This is a genomic window from Variovorax sp. W1I1, assembly GCF_030815625.1.
Taxonomy (GTDB): domain Bacteria; phylum Pseudomonadota; class Gammaproteobacteria; order Burkholderiales; family Burkholderiaceae_C; genus Variovorax; species Variovorax paradoxus_C.
The window spans coordinates 5,740,382-5,757,314 of record NZ_JAUSWZ010000001.1 but is presented as its reverse complement, the minus strand read 5'-3'; the positions used below and the strand labels follow the sequence as shown (position 1 = coordinate 5,757,314).

The 16,933-nt window shown below is 67.8% G+C and carries 17 protein-coding genes; 6 read left to right on the top strand and 11 right to left on the bottom strand.

The features are described from left to right. The first annotated feature begins 43 nt into the window (after positions 1-43). On the top strand, positions 44-1,384 hold the full coding sequence (locus QFZ83_RS26785; protein ID WP_307511390.1) for a UDP-glucose/GDP-mannose dehydrogenase family protein: 1,341 nt from the start codon (positions 44-46) through the stop codon (positions 1,382-1,384). Here QFZ83_RS26785 and QFZ83_RS26780 read toward each other — a convergent pair. From QFZ83_RS26780 to QFZ83_RS26770, 3 genes are read right to left on the bottom strand one after another with little or no spacing between them, the layout of a single operon-like run. Further along, on the bottom strand, positions 1,370-2,509 hold the full coding sequence (locus QFZ83_RS26780) for a CaiB/BaiF CoA-transferase family protein (protein ID WP_307511388.1): 1,140 nt from the start codon (positions 2,507-2,509) through the stop codon (positions 1,370-1,372). The two genes, QFZ83_RS26785 and QFZ83_RS26780, sit on opposite strands and share 15 nt — an antisense overlap. Positions 2,510-2,538: 29 nt before the next feature. Then, positions 2,539-3,534, bottom strand: coding sequence for a Bug family tripartite tricarboxylate transporter substrate binding protein (locus QFZ83_RS26775; RefSeq protein WP_373457512.1), 996 nt, complete (start codon positions 3,532-3,534; stop codon positions 2,539-2,541). Between the two features lie 22 nt (positions 3,535-3,556). Then, complete coding sequence (locus tag QFZ83_RS26770; protein ID WP_307511386.1) at positions 3,557-5,278, bottom strand: acyl-CoA dehydrogenase family protein; 1,722 nt, start codon at positions 5,276-5,278, stop codon at positions 3,557-3,559. Between the two features lie 92 nt (positions 5,279-5,370). Between QFZ83_RS26770 and QFZ83_RS26765 the strand changes: the two genes are divergently transcribed. After that, positions 5,371-6,258, top strand: a complete 888-nt coding sequence (locus QFZ83_RS26765) for a LysR family transcriptional regulator (RefSeq protein ID WP_307511384.1) — start codon at positions 5,371-5,373, stop codon at positions 6,256-6,258. Here the strand turns inward: QFZ83_RS26765 and QFZ83_RS26760 are convergent. From QFZ83_RS26760 to QFZ83_RS26735, 6 genes are all read right to left on the bottom strand, one after another. Then, on the bottom strand, positions 6,249-7,283 hold the full coding sequence (locus QFZ83_RS26760; RefSeq protein WP_307511382.1) for a serine/threonine protein kinase: 1,035 nt from the start codon (positions 7,281-7,283) through the stop codon (positions 6,249-6,251). The genes QFZ83_RS26765 and QFZ83_RS26760 overlap by 10 nt on opposite strands. 34 nt (positions 7,284-7,317) lie before the next feature. Then, complete coding sequence (locus QFZ83_RS26755; RefSeq protein WP_307511380.1) at positions 7,318-8,433, bottom strand: DUF2855 family protein; 1,116 nt, start codon at positions 8,431-8,433, stop codon at positions 7,318-7,320. A gap of 168 nt (positions 8,434-8,601) precedes the next feature. Next, positions 8,602-9,027 (bottom strand): organic hydroperoxide resistance protein, encoded by a 426-nt coding sequence (locus QFZ83_RS26750; RefSeq protein ID WP_013543998.1) that lies wholly within the window; start codon positions 9,025-9,027, stop codon positions 8,602-8,604. Positions 9,028-9,122: 95 nt separating this feature from the next. Further along, positions 9,123-9,578 (bottom strand): MarR family winged helix-turn-helix transcriptional regulator, encoded by a 456-nt coding sequence (locus QFZ83_RS26745; protein WP_013543997.1) that lies wholly within the window; start codon positions 9,576-9,578, stop codon positions 9,123-9,125. A gap of 83 nt (positions 9,579-9,661) precedes the next feature. Then, positions 9,662-10,495 carry an ABC transporter permease gene (locus QFZ83_RS26740; protein ID WP_307511377.1) on the bottom strand — a complete coding sequence of 278 codons (834 nt, stop codon included), beginning with the start codon at positions 10,493-10,495 and terminating at the stop codon, positions 9,662-9,664. A 3-nt stretch (positions 10,496-10,498) separates the two neighbouring features. Continuing rightward, entirely contained in the window at positions 10,499-11,479 is a 981-nt protein-coding gene (locus tag QFZ83_RS26735; protein WP_307511375.1) for an ATP-binding cassette domain-containing protein, read from the bottom strand. 88 nt (positions 11,480-11,567) lie between these two features. Between QFZ83_RS26735 and QFZ83_RS26730 the strand changes: the two genes are divergently transcribed. Further along, the gene (locus QFZ83_RS26730) at positions 11,568-12,410 is read left to right on the top strand and encodes a hypothetical protein (protein WP_307511373.1); all 843 of its coding nucleotides are present in this window, start codon (positions 11,568-11,570) and stop codon (positions 12,408-12,410) included. Then, positions 12,407-13,099 carry a hypothetical protein gene (locus QFZ83_RS26725; RefSeq protein ID WP_307511371.1) on the top strand — a complete coding sequence of 231 codons (693 nt, stop codon included), beginning with the start codon at positions 12,407-12,409 and terminating at the stop codon, positions 13,097-13,099. Before QFZ83_RS26730 ends, QFZ83_RS26725 begins: the two co-directional genes overlap by 4 nt. Before the next feature lie 3 nt (positions 13,100-13,102). Here the strand turns inward: QFZ83_RS26725 and QFZ83_RS26720 are convergent, their stop codons facing one another. Then, positions 13,103-13,993, bottom strand: a complete 891-nt coding sequence (locus tag QFZ83_RS26720; protein ID WP_307511370.1) for a LysR family transcriptional regulator — start codon at positions 13,991-13,993, stop codon at positions 13,103-13,105. A gap of 125 nt (positions 13,994-14,118) precedes the next feature. Between QFZ83_RS26720 and QFZ83_RS26715 the strand changes: the two genes are divergently transcribed. Together QFZ83_RS26715 and QFZ83_RS26710 are read left to right on the top strand one after the other, a co-directional pair. Further along, on the top strand, positions 14,119-14,775 hold the full coding sequence (locus tag QFZ83_RS26715) for a glutathione S-transferase family protein (protein ID WP_307511367.1): 657 nt from the start codon (positions 14,119-14,121) through the stop codon (positions 14,773-14,775). Further along, complete coding sequence (locus tag QFZ83_RS26710; RefSeq protein ID WP_307511365.1) at positions 14,772-15,743, top strand: pyridoxamine 5'-phosphate oxidase family protein; 972 nt, start codon at positions 14,772-14,774, stop codon at positions 15,741-15,743. The genes QFZ83_RS26715 and QFZ83_RS26710 overlap by 4 nt, the downstream gene beginning before the upstream one ends. Positions 15,744-15,748: 5 nt before the next feature. Here QFZ83_RS26710 and QFZ83_RS26705 read toward each other — a convergent pair whose 3' ends face one another. Then, complete coding sequence (locus QFZ83_RS26705; RefSeq protein ID WP_307511363.1) at positions 15,749-16,921, bottom strand: cytochrome P450; 1,173 nt, start codon at positions 16,919-16,921, stop codon at positions 15,749-15,751. Between the last annotated feature and the right edge of the window lie 12 nt (positions 16,922-16,933).

Genomic DNA, 16,933 nt, shown 5'->3' with positions numbered 1-16,933 from the left:
GCTGCCAGTGCCTTAAGCAAGGGGTACGGGGAGGGGCTTGCGCATGAAGCTCGCCATCTTCGGCGCCGGTTATGTGGGCCTCAGCTTCGCCGCCTGCATGGCCGAAGCCGGGCACGACGTGCTGTGTGCAGACGCCGATGCGAGCCGCATCGAAGGCTTGCAGCAGGGGCAGATGCCGCTGCACGAGCCGGGCTTGGAGGCGTTGGTGGCAGAAGGGCTTGCCGCAGGACGATTGCGTTTCACGGCCGACGAGTGCGCGACGAGCCTGCATGGCGACGTGCTCTTCATCGTGGTCAACACGCCGGCCGATGCCGAGGGCGAGGTCGACCTGCAGCACGTGATGGCCGTGGCGCGCAGCATCGGGCAGCACCGCGATCGCGACGCGGTGGTCGTCTGCAAGTCCACCGCGCCGGTCGGCACTGCGGAGCAGGTCGAGGCCGTGCTGCGCGACGAGCTTTCGCAACGCGGTGCGGTGCATCGCATCGCGGTGGCGGTGAACCCCGAGTTCCTGCGCGAAGGCTCGGCCGTGCGCGACTGCCGGCAGCCCGACCGCGTCGTGATCGGCGCTGCCGATCCCGCGGCCATCGACCTGTTGACGCAGCTCTATGCGCCCTTCGTCACAGACCCCGCGAAGCAACTGCTGGTGATGGACCGGCGCTCGGCCGAACTCACCAAGTACGCCGCCAACGCGATGCTCGCCACCCGCATCAGCTTCATGAACGAGATGGCGCGCGTGGCCGGGCATGCGGGCGCCGACATCGAGATGGTGCGGCGCGGCATCGGTTCGGACCGGCGCATCGGCCCCGACTTCCTGCAGGCGGGCGCGGGCTACGGCGGCTCGTGCCTGGCGAAGGATGTGCGGGCGCTTCGGCATGCGGCCGATCGCGACGGGCAGGTGCTGCGCATCCTCTCGGCGGTGGAAGCCGCGAACCATGAGCAGAAGGGCCGGCTGTTCGACCTGATGACGCACTACTTCGAAGGCGACATCGCGCACAAGACCATCGCGCTCTGGGGCCTGGCCTTCAAACCCGACACCGACGACATGCGCGATGCGCCGAGCCTCGTGCTGCTGGAGCGGTTGTGGGCAGCGGGCGCACGCGTGCAGGTGCACGACCCGGCGGCGATGCCGAATGCGCGCGGAATCGTCGGCGAGCGCGGCGATGTGCGCTGGTGCGACACGCCCGAAGACGCGTTGGAAGGCGCCGACGTTTTGGCGCTGGTGACCGAATGGCCGGTGTTCCGTCGCCCCGATTTCCCGCGCATCGCGAGCACGCTGAAGACGCCCGCGATCTTCGACGGCCGCAACATCTACGACGCCGCCGAAGTCGAAGCCGCCGGCATCGCCTACTACGGCATCGGCCGCGGGCGTTCAGTGCTGCGCTGAATCGTCCGTTGGCAGGAACGCATCGCCCGGCGTCAGCGGCGCATGGCGATAGCTCGCCGGCGTGCGGCTCAGCTTTACCGGCGCACCGATGCCGCGGTAGCCGCCGGGCATCTCCACCACCATCTCGCGGTGCAGCGTGTGCGGATGCTGCAGCGCATCGGCCACGGGGAGCACCGGCGCTGCGGGCACGCCAGCGGCCATCAATTGATCGACCAGCGCGCGGCCGTCGAAAGCCGCCATCGCCGCTTCGAGCCGCTGCTTGAGCCCGTCGCGGTGCACCGAGCGCGCACCGGCCGAGCGATAGAGCGGATCGTCCGCGAGTTCGGGCAGGCCGATGCAGCGGCACAGGCTTGCGAACTGGCGGTCGTTGCCCACCGCGACGAACACCGGATCGGTGCCCGTGGCCAACGCGTCGTAGGGATAGATGTTGGGATGCGCGTTGCCCGTGCGGCGCGGCGCCGTGCCGTCCATGAACCAGTTGGCCGCATGCGGATGCAGCAGCGAAAGGCCGCTGTCGTACAGCGCCGCTTCCACGAATTGCCCACGGCCACTGCGGTTGCGCTCCTGCAGCGCGAGCAGCACGCCGATCACCGCGTTCAGGCCCGTCACCATGTCGACCACCGGCAGGCCCACGCGCAGCGGCCCGCCATCGGCTTCGCCATTGATGCTCATGATGCCGGTCATCGCCTGCACCGCCGCGTCGTAGCCGGGCAGCGCGCCCAGCGGACCATCGGCGCCGAAGCCCGAAACGCGGCACCACACGAGGCGCGGAAACCGCTGCGACAGCGTCTCGTAGCCGATGCCCCAGCGCTCCATCGTCCCGGTCTTGAAGTTCTCGATCAGCACGTCGGCCTTGGCCACCAGCGCGAGCAGCGCCTCGCGGCCTTCCTCGGTCGAGAAGTCCAGGTGTTGCACGCGCTTGTTGCGGTTGAGCCCGTGGTAGTACGAGGCCACGCCTTCCTTGAACGGCGGGCCCCAGGTGCGCGTGTCGTCGCCCTGCGGCGGCTCGACCTTGAGCACATCAGCCCCGTGGTCGCCGAGGATCTGGCCGCAATACGGGCCGCCGAGGATGCGCGAGATGTCGAGGACGCGGATGCCCGCGAGGGCTCCTTGGGGTGCGGTCATGTTCGTTTGTTCCGTGCGTTCGCGATCGATCAATCCAACTGCGCGCCGGACTTCTTCACGACGTCCTTCCACTTGGCCGATTCGCTCACGATGAACCGGCCGAGCTTCTGCGGCGAGGTATCGGCCGAGGCTTCGAGCCCTTGCGCCGCGAACATCTGCTTGACCTTCGGCGAGTTCAGCACTTCGGCGAACGCATGGTTGAGCTTGGCCACGCGGTCCGCGGGCGTGCCGGCCGGCGCGACGATGCCGAAGAAAACGCTCACGTCGTAGCCCTTGTAGCCCTGCTCCGAGATCGTCGGCACCTCGGGCAGCGCCTGCGAGCGCGCGACCGTCGCCACGCCCAGCGCGCGCAGCTTGCCGGCCTTGACGTAAGGCAGCGCGGTGAGGATGTCGGTGAAGGTCATGCTGACCTGGTTGCCCAGGAGGTCGTTGAGCGCCGGGCCGGTGCCCTTGTAGGGAATGTGCTGCAGGTCGGTGCCAGCCACCGAGTTGAAGAGCACGCCCGCAAGATGCGACGAGGCACCGTTGCCCGACGAGGCATAGCTCAGCTTGCCCGGGTTGGCCTTGGCATACGCGACGAGTTCGGGCACGGTCTTCACCGGCAGCGCCGGGTTCACCACGAGGATGTTCGGCAGGTAGCCGACCTGGATCACCGGCGCATAGCTCTTGACCGGGTCGTAGTTGATCTTGCGATAGAGGCTCGCGTTGATGGCCAGCGGGCCCGAGGTGCCGAACAGCAGCGTGTGGCCGTCGGCTTCTGCGCGCGCCACGTACTCGGCGCCGATGTTGCCGCCCGCACCTGCGCGGTTCTCCACGATCATGGGTTGGCCGAGGCGGTCTTTCATCTCGGCGGCGAGCGTGCGGGCCATGGCGTCGGTCGGGCCGCCCGGTGGGAAGGGCACGACCAGCGTCAGCGGCTTGGAGGGGAAAGGGCCTTGGGCCTGGGCGGCGGGTGCTGCGCTCAGCAGTGCGGTGCAGGCGGTGGCCGCGGCGAAGAGGCGGGTGAGGTGGGTGAGGTGTGGCAAGGTATGTCTCCGTTCTTTTGAATCAAGCTGTGATTTCTGCGGTGCGCGTCGCGGTGCTGTTCCAGTCCGCGGGCATTGCATCGGGGGCGAGCGGATCGCGCGGCAGTACGCGATGCAGCAGCACCAGTTGCGCCCAGCGCAGGCGCGGGGATGAACCGCTGTGAGATGCCTCCCACGCCATCGCGATGCTGCTTGTGCAGTGGTAGAGCGCCGATGCGGCCTGGCGCGCGAGCACGTCGCCGCCTTCGCGCGCTGCAGTCTCGGCCAGCGCCGCGGCGCGTGCCAGCGCATCGCGCAGGGCCTTCGCAAACGCAGGCGCCAGCGCGGCATCTCCGAGCAGCTTCTCGCAATGCGCGCGCAGCACCGGCAGCGAGCCCTCGCGCTTCACCGCACGAATCACGTCCAGCGCCACGATGTTGCTCGTGCCTTCCCAGATCGAGCCCAGGTGCGCATCGCGCACGAGGCGCGGATCGCTCCACTCCTCGATGTAGCCGCAGCCGCCGCGCACTTCCATCGCATCGCCCGTCACCTTGCGCGCATCGCGGCAGGCGCGGAACTTGATGAGCGGCGTGAGGATGCGCAGCAGCGCGTACGCATCGGGCTCGCCGGCGTCGGAGCGCGCGAGCGCGAGCGCGGTCTGGCACACCATCGTGCGCGCCTGCTCGGCCGGCAGGCGCAGCTTGTCGAGCTGGCGCTGCATCAGCGGCATCTGGTCGAGCGTGCGGCCGAAGGCGCGGCGTTCGGCGGCGATGTATTCGGCCTCGGCCACCGCGCGGCGCATGAGGCCCGCGGCGCGCACACCATTCGACAGGCGCGAGTTGTTCACCATGTCGGCCATCTGCACGAAGCCGCGGCCTTCCTCGCCGACGAGGTACGCCACCGCGCCTTCGAGCCGAATCTCGCCGCTGGCCATCGAGCGCGTGCCCAGCTTGTCTTTCAGGCGAATGATCCGGTAGTGGTTGAGGCTGCCGTCCTCCAGCCGCCGTGGCAGCAGGAAGAGCGACACGCCCTTCATGCCCGCCGCGCCGTCTTCGGCGCGCGCGAGCACCATCGCGAAATCGGCATCGGGGTTCGAGCAGAACCACTTGTCGCCCGTGATGCGCCAGCTGCCGTCGGCTTCGCGCCGGGCCATCGTCGCGGTCGCCGCGATGTCGGAGCCCGCGGCCTGCTCGGTCATGAACATCGCGCCCTGTGCGAGCTCGTCGAAATTGAGCGAGGTCAGGCGTGGCAGGAAGCGTGCGACCAGTTCGGAATTACCGAACTTCTTGAGCGTGCGCGTGAGCGAATCGGTCATCGAGACCGGGCAGCACAGGCCGAACTCGGCCTGCACGAAGAGGTAGGTCAGCACGTACTTGACGAGCGGCGGCATCTTGCCTTTCCAGCCCAGCGTCTCGTCGCGGTGCGAGATGGCAGCCAGGCCGAATTCGCTGAGCGCGAGGCGTTCCATCTCCACATACGCCGGGTGCTTGACGACCTTCTGCTCGTCCAGGCCGGTGCGGGTGCGCTGCTTCAGCGTGGGCGGGTTGCGGTCGGCGGTGCCAGCCAGTTCGTCGAGCAGGCCGCCCGCGAGGCCGCCCAGACGCTCGAAGTGCGGCCGCATGTGGGTGCGCAGGCCCTCGGGCAGGTAGAGCGCGAGCAGGTCGTGCAGCTCGGTGTCGGTGGTGAAGAGGTTCTGGCCGTGGCGGTCGGGAATCGGATGTGCGTGCGCGGTGGGCAGCGCGGCAGGTGCGGCGTTTTCAGGCATGCGTTTTGTCTCCTGGGTTCGCCGCATTGTTGAAGCTGCCACGATCTGTGTCTAATATCGAATTGGTCTTGTTCGATTCGATTTGCCTATTCATGGAACTGCGACACCTGCGCTACTTCTCCGTGCTGGCCGAGGAACTGCACTTCGGGCGCGCCGCGCGGCGCCTGTCGATTTCGCAGCCGCCGCTGTCGGTCGCGATCCGGCAGCTCGAGGACTCGGTGGGCGCGCGGCTCTTCGAGCGCAACAGCAAGGAAGTGCGGCTCACGCACGCGGGCGAGGCGCTGCGCATTTCGGCGCGGCGCTTGCTGCAGCAGGCGGAAGAGGCGGCGACCGAGGCGCGCGATGTGGCGAGCGGTTCGGCGGGGCGGCTGCGCATCGGCTTCGTCGGGGCGATGCTCTATCGCGGATTGCCGCCCGCGCTGCGCGCATTCCAGGCGAAGCACCCGGCGGTTCGCATCACGCTGAGCGAACTCAACTCGGGCGTGCAGATATCGGAGCTGCTGCACGATCGGCTGGACCTGGGCTTCGTCCACACGAGCCGTATGCCGCCCGAGCTGCATCACCGTTTGCTGCTGTCCGAGCCTTTCGTGTGCTGCCTGCCCGTGGGGCACCCGCTCGCACGCAAGAAGGTGCTGGCGCCGGGCGACCTGCGCGACCAGCCCTTCGTGCTGTTCTCGCGCGAGGCTTCACCGGACTATCACGAGCGCATCCTGTCGATCTGTGCCGATGCGGGCTTCCTGCCCGAGGTGCGGCATGAAGTGCGTCACTGGCTGGCCGTCGTGTCGCTGGTGTCGCAAGGCATGGGCGTTGCGCTGGTGCCGCAGGCGATGCGCAACTCGGCCTTGCGCGGCGCGGTGTTCAGGCCGCTCGATCGCGCGGTGGCGCAGTCGGAGGCCTACGGCGTGTGGCGGACGGGTCCGCCTAATGTGCTGATCGAGCGGCTGCTGCAGGGCGTAGCGGAAACCGCGGCTCAGGCGTAGAGGGGTTCTTCGGCCATCTGCTCGCACTGGTCTTCCAGCACCAGGATCTGCCCCTTCCAGTAGTCGCTCGAGCCGAACCACGGAAAGTTGATCGGGAAGATCGGGTCTTCCCAGCGCCGCGCCAACCAAGCGCTGTAGTGGATGAGCCGCAGCGTGCGCAGCGGCTCGATCAGCGCGAGTTCGCGGCGGTCGAATTCGCGGAACTGCTCGTAGCCGTCGAGCAGGCCCGACAGCTGCGAGGTGCGCTGCGCGCGGTCGCCCGACAGCAGCATCCACAGGTCCTGGACGGCAAAGCCGGTGCGGGCGTCGTCCAGGTCCACGAAGTGCGGGCCGCCGCCGGGGCGGTCGGTGGGCGTCCACAGGATGTTGCCGGGGTGCACGTCGCCGTGCAGGCGCAGCTTGCGCGGCTTGAAGTCGGAGGCCGGCGGCTGCAGCGCGAGGGCGGTCGCGCGGACCATGTCCAGCGCCTCGTTGCACATCTTTTCCCAGTCGCGCTGCGTGTCGAGCGGGATCTTGTCGTTCTCCAGCAGCCAGTCGCGCGAGTCGAGGCCGAAGGTCTGCAGATCGAGCGCGGGGCGGGCCTCGAAAGGCTTGGCGCTGCCCACGGTGTGGATGCGCGCGAGGAAGCGGCCGACCCATTCGAGCACTTCGAAGTTGTCGAGTTCGGGCGCGCGGCCGCCGCGATAGGGGCTCACGCTGAACGCGAAGCCCGCGTGGTGGTGCAAGGTCTTGCCGTCGAAAACCAGGGGCGGCACGGCAGGCACTTCGCCGGCGGCCAGTTCGAGCGAGAAGCCGTGCTCTTCGAGGATCTCGGCTTCGGTCCAGCGTTCGGGGCGGTAGAACTTCACCACCACTGCACTGCGGTCTTCCAGGAACACCTGGTAGACCCGGTTTTCGTACGAGTTCAGGCCGGTGAGCCGGCCGTCGCCGTGCAGGCCGAGCGTCGCGAGCGCGTCGAGCACCACGTCGGGCGTGAGGCTCTCATAGGGATGGGTGTTGGCGGGCGCGGCGGGGGAAAGGGTCATGCAGCGATTGTCGCCACCCCCGCTCAGGCCGCCATTACAAAGCGCCGGGTTGTTTGTAAAGCGAAAGGATATGCCCGGTGCGCGGGTCGCCCTTGCCGGCCAGTACCTGCGCATAGGCGGCCTGCACCGCCTCGCCGCCGCGATGCTGCTCGGCGTGCAGCCAGGGGTTGTTGGCGTCGGTCACCGTGGCGAGGAAGTTGCGCCAGGCCGCCACCATGCGCCGGCCGAATTCGTCCGCGCCCCACTCGGCAGTGCGTTTCTTGATCTGCGCCGGCGCGAAGAACAACGTGGCGCGCGGACCCGGGAGGTCCTTGCCCGCGCCCTTGGCGGAGAGCTGTTCCACATGCGTACCGCCGATCGAGCAGCTGTACTTGAGGTTCGCGAATCGCGTGTGGATGGCGTTGCGCAGCCCGGCATTGCCCGCGAAGTCGACGTACACGCCGGGCGTGTCGGCCGCGATGCCGTCGAGCGCGTCGTAGGTCACCACGCGGTGGTAGCAGCCCAGGCTCTCGCAGAAGGCCACGTTGCCGGGCGAGGTGAGGCCGATCACCTCGATACCCTTGCGCTGGTGCAGCTGGAAGGCGGTGCCATAGGCCGTCTTGCTCGATGCGCTGGACAGCAGCATGGTGCTGGCGCCGAAGAAATCGTTGTCGGCCATGAAGTCGTCGATCAGCCACGAGGTGATGAACAGCGGGCGCAGCAGTGCCTGGAGGTCTTCGGTGTCGGTGGTGTAGAGCGGATCGGCGTTGCAGCGGAAGTACTGGTTGTAGACCGCGGGCAGCTCGGCGCGGTGAGGTGCCGCATCGGTGAAGCGGCCGGGCGAGAGCCGGTCGGGGCTCAGCACCGCGCTCGATGCCATCGGCCAGTAGCCGTAGAGCCGCTCGCCCACCGCCACGCCGGGGTGCAGAGACTGCACGACGCTCGCGAAGCCCCACACGGGAATCGAGCCCCAGCCTTCTTCCTCGGAGGGGAAGAACTGCCAGTAGCTCATCGCATCGCCGAAGGCGGCGTAGGTGATGTTGTTGGAGGTGAGCGCAAAGCTGTCGATGCGCACACGCACCTGGCCGTCGACCAATGGCTGGTCGGTGGCGGTGTGCAGGCGCGTGGTGGGAAGGCTGTCCTTGCGGACGAGGAGGCTGGTGGTGCTCATGGGGTTGATCTCCACGGTGCGTTGAAGGGCGTGCGGCCACGTTAGCCAAGCTTGATGAAAGGCGCTATCGCGTTGTCCCTTTCCGCGTCGCCCGTGAGACAACGCCGGCCGTGAAAAAAGCGCCCCGGCTTGTGGCCGGGGCGCCTTGTTACTTCGCCGATGGCGAAATCAGACGATCGTCAGTTCGACGTCGATGTTGCCGCGCGTTGCGTTCGAGTACGGGCAGACCTGGTGAGCGGTGTCGACCAGCTTCTGCTTCTGTTCAGCGTCGAGGCCGGGCAGCGTGATCGCCAGTTGCACCGAAATGCCGTAAGCAGCGCCGCCGTTCGTCGGGCCGAGGGAAACCTTCGAGTCGATGGACACGTCGTCAGGCACCTTCACGCTGATCTTCGGGCCGACGGCCTTCATCGCACCGATGAAGCAGGCGGCATAGCCGACCGCGAACAGCTGCTCGGGGTTGGTGCCGGGCTTGCCCGAACCGGGCGAGCTGAGCTTGACGTCGATCGCGCCGTCGCTGGACTTGCCTGCGCCGTCACGGCCGCCGACGGTGTGGGCTTCTGCGGTGTAGAGCACTTTGTCGAGCTTGGTGGTCATGGTGATTCCTTTGATGATGGAGGGAGGGGACAGGTGAAAAAAATGCTTCTCTCGTCTTTGATCGAAGCGGGGAGAAAGAAGAAAAACGTTGTCGGTCAGGCCGCCTTCTTGACGCGGTCGCGCAGGGTCTGGATCTGCTGGGTGAGCGAGATGAGTTCGGGCACCGAGCATTCGGTGGCCGCCATCAGGCAACCGGGAACGCTGGCGGCACGGGTCTTCAGCTTGCGGCCGGCGGCGGTGAGCGTGATGTGCACGCGGCGCTCGTCGGCCACGTCACGCACCCGGGCGACGTAGCCGTTGGCTTCGAGCCGCTTGAGCAGCGGGGTGAGCGTGCCGGAGTCGAGCGAGAGGCGCTCGCCGAGTTCGGAGACCATCAATCCGTCTTGTTCCCAAAGGGCCAGCATGACGAGATATTGGGGGTAGGTGAGCTGCAGCTTTTCCAGCACCGGCTTGTAGAGCCGGGTCATCGCCAACGAGGCGGAGTACACGGCGAAACACAGCTGGTTGTCCAACTTGAGCATTTCGTCGGCGGAGACGGTGGTGGAGCGCATGGCACGAATTCTAGCGAGCAATTGAATTGCGTGCAATGTAATTTGAAAGCATCCGTTTCGAGGACGCGTTCAGCCAGGAAGCTTCAGGCCTTGAAGCGCTTGCGCGTCAGCGCCAGTGCGATCCAGAACGCCACGACCGCATACACCGCGAGCACCGCCGCATGCAGCCACCAGTCGGCCGGCCACTGGTCCATGAAGAGCGGCCGCACCAATGCGACTGCATTGGTCAGCGGCAGCCATGCGGCCACCGCCTTCACCGCCGAGGGCAGTTGCTCCAGCGGAAAGAACACGCCGCTCAGGAACATCATCGGCGTCATGAACAGCGTGAAGTAGTAGGTGAAGAAGTCGTAGCCCTTGGCGAGCGCATTGAAGATCAGCGCGATCGACGAGAACGTGATGCCCGCGCCGATCAGCACCAGCCACGCGACGATCAACTTCGGGCTGTGGCTGATGCCGAGGCCGAGCATCACGAACAGGATCGCAGTCACGGTGAAGATCGACTTGAACGCGGCCCACAGCATCTCGGCGAGCACGATGTCGTCCAGGCCGACGGGCGCGTTCATGATGCCGTCCCAGGTCTTCTGCACATGCATGCGTGAGAACGCGGAGTACAGCGCCTCGAAGCTCGCCGCATTCATCGCGCTCATGCAGATCGAGCCGCTCGCGAGGAACAGGATGTAGGGCACCTTCACGCCGTCCACCGCCACCTGTCCCACCAGCGCCCCCATGCCGTAGCCGAAGGCCACGAGCCAGATCAGCGGCTCGGCGATGTTGCCGATGAGGCTCGGAATCGCAAGCTTGCGCCACACGAGCAGGTTGCGCAGGAACACGGGCCACCAGCGCAGAGAGATTTCGGGTGCGCGCCAGGGGGAGGGCGTCGGGGCGTTCGTCGTTGTCGTTGCAGTCGTCGTGTTCATGGTCTAGCCGTCCTCGCGGATCTGCCGCCCGGTGAGCTTCAGGAAAAGGTCTTCGAGATTCGCGGGGCGATGGAAGGTACGCAGGCCGCTGTGCTGCGTCAGCGCATCGAGCAGCCGCCGCGCGTCCTGCGTGTAGAAGAACACCGTCTCCCCGCTCACTTCGACGCGCGCCGCCATCGCCTTCAGGTCAGCCGATTCGGCCAGCGACAGCGCACCGTTGCCGTACACCTCCACCACATCGGGCTCCAGGTGCTCGGCGATCAGGTCGCGCGGCTTGCCTTCGGCGATCTTGCGGCCGTGGTCGAGCACCAGCAGGCGCGAACACAGGCGCTCGGCCTCGTCCATGAAGTGCGTCGTCAACAGGATCGACTTGCCCTGTTGCAGCAACACCTGCAGCCGCTCCCACATCAGGTGGCGCGCCTGCGGGTCGAGCCCGGTGGTCGGTTCGTCGAGCAGCAGCAGCTTGGGGTCGTTCACCAGCGCACGTGCCAGCGACAGCCGCCGGCGCATGCCGCCCGAGAGCTCGCCCGGCTTCGCATCCGCCTTGTGCGAAAGCGCCGCGAACTCCAGCAACTGCGGCACGCGAGCGCGCACCTCTGCCTTGCTGAATCCGAAGTAGCGGCCGTACACCACGAGGTTCTCGGCGCAGCTGAAGTCGGGGTCGAGTGTGTCGAACTGCGTGACCACGCCCAGCTGCGCCTTGATGGCGAGCGCATCGCGCGGCATCTGCAAACCGAGCGCCGAGATATCGCCGCCGTCGGGTGCGGTGAGGCCCAGGCACATGCGGATGGTGGTGGTCTTGCCGGCGCCGTTGGGGCCGATCACGCCGAGGCATTCACCCGGCGCGATCTCGAACGACAGGTCGTCCACGACCGTGGTGTCGCCATAGCGCTTGCGCAAGTGGCTGGCGTGGAAGAGGGGAGGGGTGGAGGAAGAGGATGGCACGCGGCCATTCTGGCGCAGGCCCGCGGCGCGTGCCGCCATCGCTTCAACCGATGGACAAGCGGCGCGGGTTCGGCGCAACTCCCGGCACAATCGACGCCCGGCGAATACCGCCAGGAAAGATCCCAAGATGCTGCGTTTTCTGTTGGCGCTGTCGGTCGTGCTGCTGCTAGGCGCCTGCGCGCAATTCCACCGGCCGCTCGCGGCGGCGGACCGGGCAAAGGTCCAGGAGATCGATGTGCGGGTGGTCGTCGCGCAAGAGAGCTTCATGTTCTCCGCGCAGGCGCCCGGCCTGAGCGAGGCCACGGGCGGCGGCCTGATCGGCGCGCTGATCGACTCTTCGGTGCAGCAGGTGCGGCAAAAGGAAATGAGCGCGGAGGTCGGTGCCATCGTCGGCCCCCTGCTCGACTACGACTACCGGGTCGAGGCCGGCCTGGCCCTCGGCGAGGTGCTGAATACGCCCAATGCATTCCCGCTGAAGATCGCCTCCTCGCAAGTGCTTGCGGGCATGCCGCCGAAGGCCGAGCAGAACGCCCGCATCGCAGCCACCAAATCCGGCCCCGCCTACCTCGTGCTGTTGCTGCAGTACATGCTGGAGCCCGGGCTGGGCGCCTTCACCACGCGCACCACGGCGCTGCTCTGGCAGGACGGCAACAAGGAGCCCTCGTACCGTTCCGCGACGATCTACCAGACACCCGTCAGCGGCGGTGCGCGCGCCACTGTCGTTCGGCGGCTGGGCGCCAACGACGGCCAGCAGCTCAAGGCCGTGATGCGCGATTCGATCCGGCAGACGCTGCACGTGGTCGGGCTGGACCTGGCGGGTGCGCGCTCCGGCGCGATCCGCACGGTGCGGTTCAACGTCAACGGCACGTGGTTGACGCTGGGCGGGCAGGGCTTCGACGAGCAGCCTGGCCGCATCGCATTTCGCGACCAGGACAACGCGATGTATTCGGTCCGGACGGCCGCGCCATGAAGCAACCGTCGCAACCTCGCATCGGCCTCGCGGCGGCCGTTTTGTTCGCACTTTGCGCCGTGCCCGGTCTCGCGCAGGCGGTCACCGAGAGCGAGCCGCTCGACATGGTCTACCAGCAGGCGCCGGAACCGGAGCAGCGTCCCAACGGTCCGCCGGTCGAAACCCTTCGCGCGCCGCAGGGCTGCAAGCTCTACCTGCCGGCTATCGAAGACGCCCGCAACAACCAGGTCTACGCCGGCAACCTCACCTTGATGATGCCGACGTTGCACGCCACGCCGAGGGCGGTGGAGTCGCTGCGCAGCGGCGATGCGGGCATGTGGACGCGCAATGCGTTGCTGTCGACCCAGCGCTATGGCTTCCAGCCCACCATCGGCGCGCCCGCTGCGGCTGCCGGTGCCGGGCAGGTATCGGCCGTGGTCGCGTTGCGCCTCGCCCATGCGTGGTCCGCGGGGCTCAACCTCGTCTCGCATGTGGTGCTGAAGGTGAGCTACCGGCTGCCCGGCGGCGAGGTGGCCACGCGCCTTTATCACGGCATGGGCACGCGCACCAACTGGGCGAGCGGCAATGGCGAGTTCATGTCGGTGCTGAACCTCGGCATGGAAGAGGCGGTGCGCAGCATGGCGACCGATGCCGCGGCGCTGTGCGAGGGCAAGCCGCTCCCGGCACCCGCGCCCGCTGTTGCGCAATGACGGCTACATCCGCAAGCCGCTGAACTCCGTCTTCATCCAGTCGATGAAAGCCCGCGTGCGGGCCGGCAGCAGCCGCGCATTCGGGTAGATCACGCTCACCGGCCGCGGCGGCGGCTCGAAGTCCTCGAGCACGATCGCCAGCCGCCCCTGCGCGACATAGGGCAGCACCTGGTACGAGAAGAAGGTGCCGAAGCCCATGCCCGCGGCGCAGGCCTCGACGGCGGGCGCGAGGTGGTTGAACTCCAGGCGGTTGCTCGGCGTCACGCTGATCGTCTTGCCGGCCTCGTGGAACTGCCATTGCGGCGGTGCATCGATGCGGCCGCGCACGCACGGTGCGCCGTTCAGTTCGCGTGGATGCTGCGGCGTGCCGTGGCGCGCGAGGTAGTCGGGGCTCACCGCCACCACGCGCCGGATGGTGCCCAGCGTCTGCGCCACGAGCGACGAATCTTCCAGCGGGCTGATGCGGATGCCGACGTCGATGTTCTCCTCCAGCAGGTTCACCGCGCGGTCGTACAGCAGCACGCTGCAGCGCACCTTGTCGTAGCGCTTCATGAAGCGGGTGATGGCCGGCGCCACGTACATGTGGCCGAACAGCACCGGCGCGGTGATGGTGAGCTGGCCCGCAGGCTCGCGCGCCTCGGCGTTGAGCGCGCGGTCGGCGGCGTCGGCTGCGAGCAGCACCTCGCGCGCACTCGGCAGGTAGTGGCGGCCCTCTTCGGTGAGCGACAGGCGGCGGGTGGTGCGATGAAAAAGGCGCACGCCCAGATGCGCCTCGAGCGCGGCCAATGAACGCACTACCGCGGGCAGCGAGGTGCCCAGCGACTCGGCGGCGCGGGTCATGCTGCCTTGATCGGCAATCTGCACGAAGGTCTGCATGGCTTTGAAGCGGTCCATGCTGCGATTAAACCGGAAAACGCAGCAGTCAAATACAGAAATGGCTATTCATTCATCGGATGCAAGAGAGAAGAATCGGGACCACGCCAACCCGGCCCTCGTCTCGACACTGCAAAGGACTTCCCATGAACGCCATCGCCGCCCGCCCCGCGCAACCCATCAAGCTCTACGGCAGCGCCATCTCGGGCCACGTGCACCGCGTGCGCTTGTTCCTCTCGATGCTCGGCCTGCCCTTCGAGGTGATCGAGCTCGACCTGAAGCAGCGCGACAACCGCACGCCCGAATTCCTGGCGCGCAACCCGTTCGGCCAGGTGCCGGTGATCGAGGACGGCGACGTCACGCTGGCCGATTCCAACGCGATCCTGGTCTACCTCAACGCGCGCTATTCGGCCGACCCGGCGCGCTGGATGCCGCAGGACGCGGTGGGTGCGGCGCGGGTGCAGCGCTGGTTCTCGGTGGCTGCCGGCCCGTTGGCCTACGGCCCGGCGGCCGCGCGCGTCATGGCGCTGTTCGGTCTTGCGGTTGATCCGACCGAGACGGTGACGCGTTCGCATGCGCTGCTCGCGGTGATGGAAATTCACCTCGAACGCCAACCTTTCCTCGCCGGCCCCGAAGCCACGCTCGCCGACATCTCGAACTACGCCTACGTGGCGCATGCACCCGAAGGCCGCGTGTCGCTCGAAGCCTATCCACAAGTGCGCGAATGGCTCGCGCGCATTGAAGCCTTGCCTGGTTTCGTGCCGATGGTGCGTACGCCGGTTGGGCTTGCGGGGGCGGCATGATCTCGGCACCCTTCCACGCCGGCGAGCGCGCTTTGCAACTGCAGGCCGGCTCGCGCGAGCAGATGGCGTTCGCGGGGCCGCGCGTGATCCGCGATTACATGCCCGACCAGCATCGCGAGTTCTTCGCGCAACTGCCGTTCGTCGTGGTCGGCAGCCTCGATGCGAACCTGCAGCCCTGGGCCAGCGTGCTCGCGGCGCCCGCGGGTTTCGCGCATTCGCCCGATGCGACGCATCTGCGCATCGATGCATTGCCCGCGGCCGGTGATCCGCTCTCGGGCCAACTCGCGCAAGGCGCCCCGCTCGGCCTCCTAGGCATCGAGCCGCACACGCGGCGGCGCAACCGCATGAACGGCACGGTCGAATCGCTCGATGCCACGGGCTTCATGCTCGAGGTGCAACAGAGCTTCGGCAATTGCCCACGGTACATCCAGGCGCGCGAGCCGGTGTTCGCGGCTGCGCGGACGGACAGCGCGCCGGTGCAATGGCTCGACAGGCTCGACCTCGCCGCAGAGCGGCTCATCGGCAGCGCCGACACGCTGTTCATCGCCACGGCCTACCCCGATGAAGTGGCCGCGGGCGACGAAGCCGATGCCAGGTCACACGGCGTCGATGTGTCGCATCGCGGCGGCCGGCCCGGTTTCGTGCGCGTCGACGAAGGCGGTGTGCTGACCGTGCCCGATTTCAACGGCAACCGCTTCTTCAACACGCTCGGCAACCTGCTCGCGCATCCGCGCGCGGGTCTGCTGTTCATCGACTACGACAACGGCGAGCTGCTTCATGTGGCGGCGACCGCGGAGATCGTGCTGGACGGGCCCGAACTGGCCGAGTTCGAGGGCGCCGAGCGTCTGCTGCGCCTGCATGTCGAGCACGCCTTGCGCCGCCCGGCCGCGCTGCCGCTGCGTTGGGGCGATGCGCAACTGTCGCCGCACCTTGCGGGTACGGGGCACTGGGTTACCGCGCGCGGCTGAGCCTGTCAGTGGAAGACCGGGATGCGCGCGTTGGCCGAAGGGCGATAGCTCCAGCCGCGCGCGCGGATCGCGTCGAGATCGGGCTGACGTTGCAGCAGCGCGTCGAGCCCTGCAGCCGCCAGCGTGCAGGCCAGCGCCTGGCCTGGGCAGGCGTGCATGCCGTGGCCGAAGCCGAGCATGCGGCGCCGTTCGCGGATCAGCTGGAAGCGGTCCGGCTCGGGGTTGAAAGCCGGGTCGCGGTTGGCGGCGGCCAGCACCAGCAGCACCGCATCGCCCGCCGCCAGCGGCGTGCCTGCGATGGTGATGGGCTCGACTGCGAAGCGGCGCGTGTTGTGAACCGAAGGATCGTGCCGCGCCGTCTCTTCCACGATGGCCTGTATTCCGTCGCGGGTGCGCGCAGCCTGGCGCAATGAAGGTTCGCGCACCAGTGCGATGAGGCTGTTGCCCAGCAGGCCGGCGGTCGCGTCGCAGGTCTGCGAGAGCAGGCCGACGAGGTTGGCGAGCAACGAGCGCGAGAGCGACGCGCCGGCATCGCTCTCGGCCAGCGCGGCCGCGAGCAGTGTTCCGTTACGGGGCGGCGTACTCGCGGTCAGCACCTCGAAGCGCGTCATCAGTTCGCCTGCCGCAACGCTCGCCGCCTGCAATTGGTCGGCGGTCGACAGCGGCGACAGGCAGGCGACGAAATCGCGCATCCAGCGGTCCACCTGCTGCAGCGCTTCATCTGCAAAACCGAGTAACTGCGCGACCGCCTGCACGGGTATCGAAAACAACGCGTCCGACAAAGGCGCCATCGGCACGTCGCGCGCAACCCGCAAGGCCGCTGCGTGCACAGCATTCAGGTCCAGCCCGGCCAGCGCGCGCTGCAACGCGGGTCGATGCGCCTGGTGCGCAGCGCCATCGTTCATGCGCACCAGATGGCCGAACACCTCGCCAGCCGGGCTGCCCGCGATGGCGCGCGGAACCGGCTCGGCGGCGGGCCGCACACGCAGCGCGCCGTGCGCGAGCAGCACTGCTTCGATGACGTCCGCACGGCTCGCGACCCACACGCGCAGCTTCTCGTTCCACATGAGCGGCGGGCCTGCGCGCAGTTGCGCATAGAAGGAATAAGGGTCCGCGTGCATGACGGCCGCGACCGGATCGACAGGCATGTCGACGAGAGAAGTGGGGCTTGTGTTCATGGCGCGCAGTGT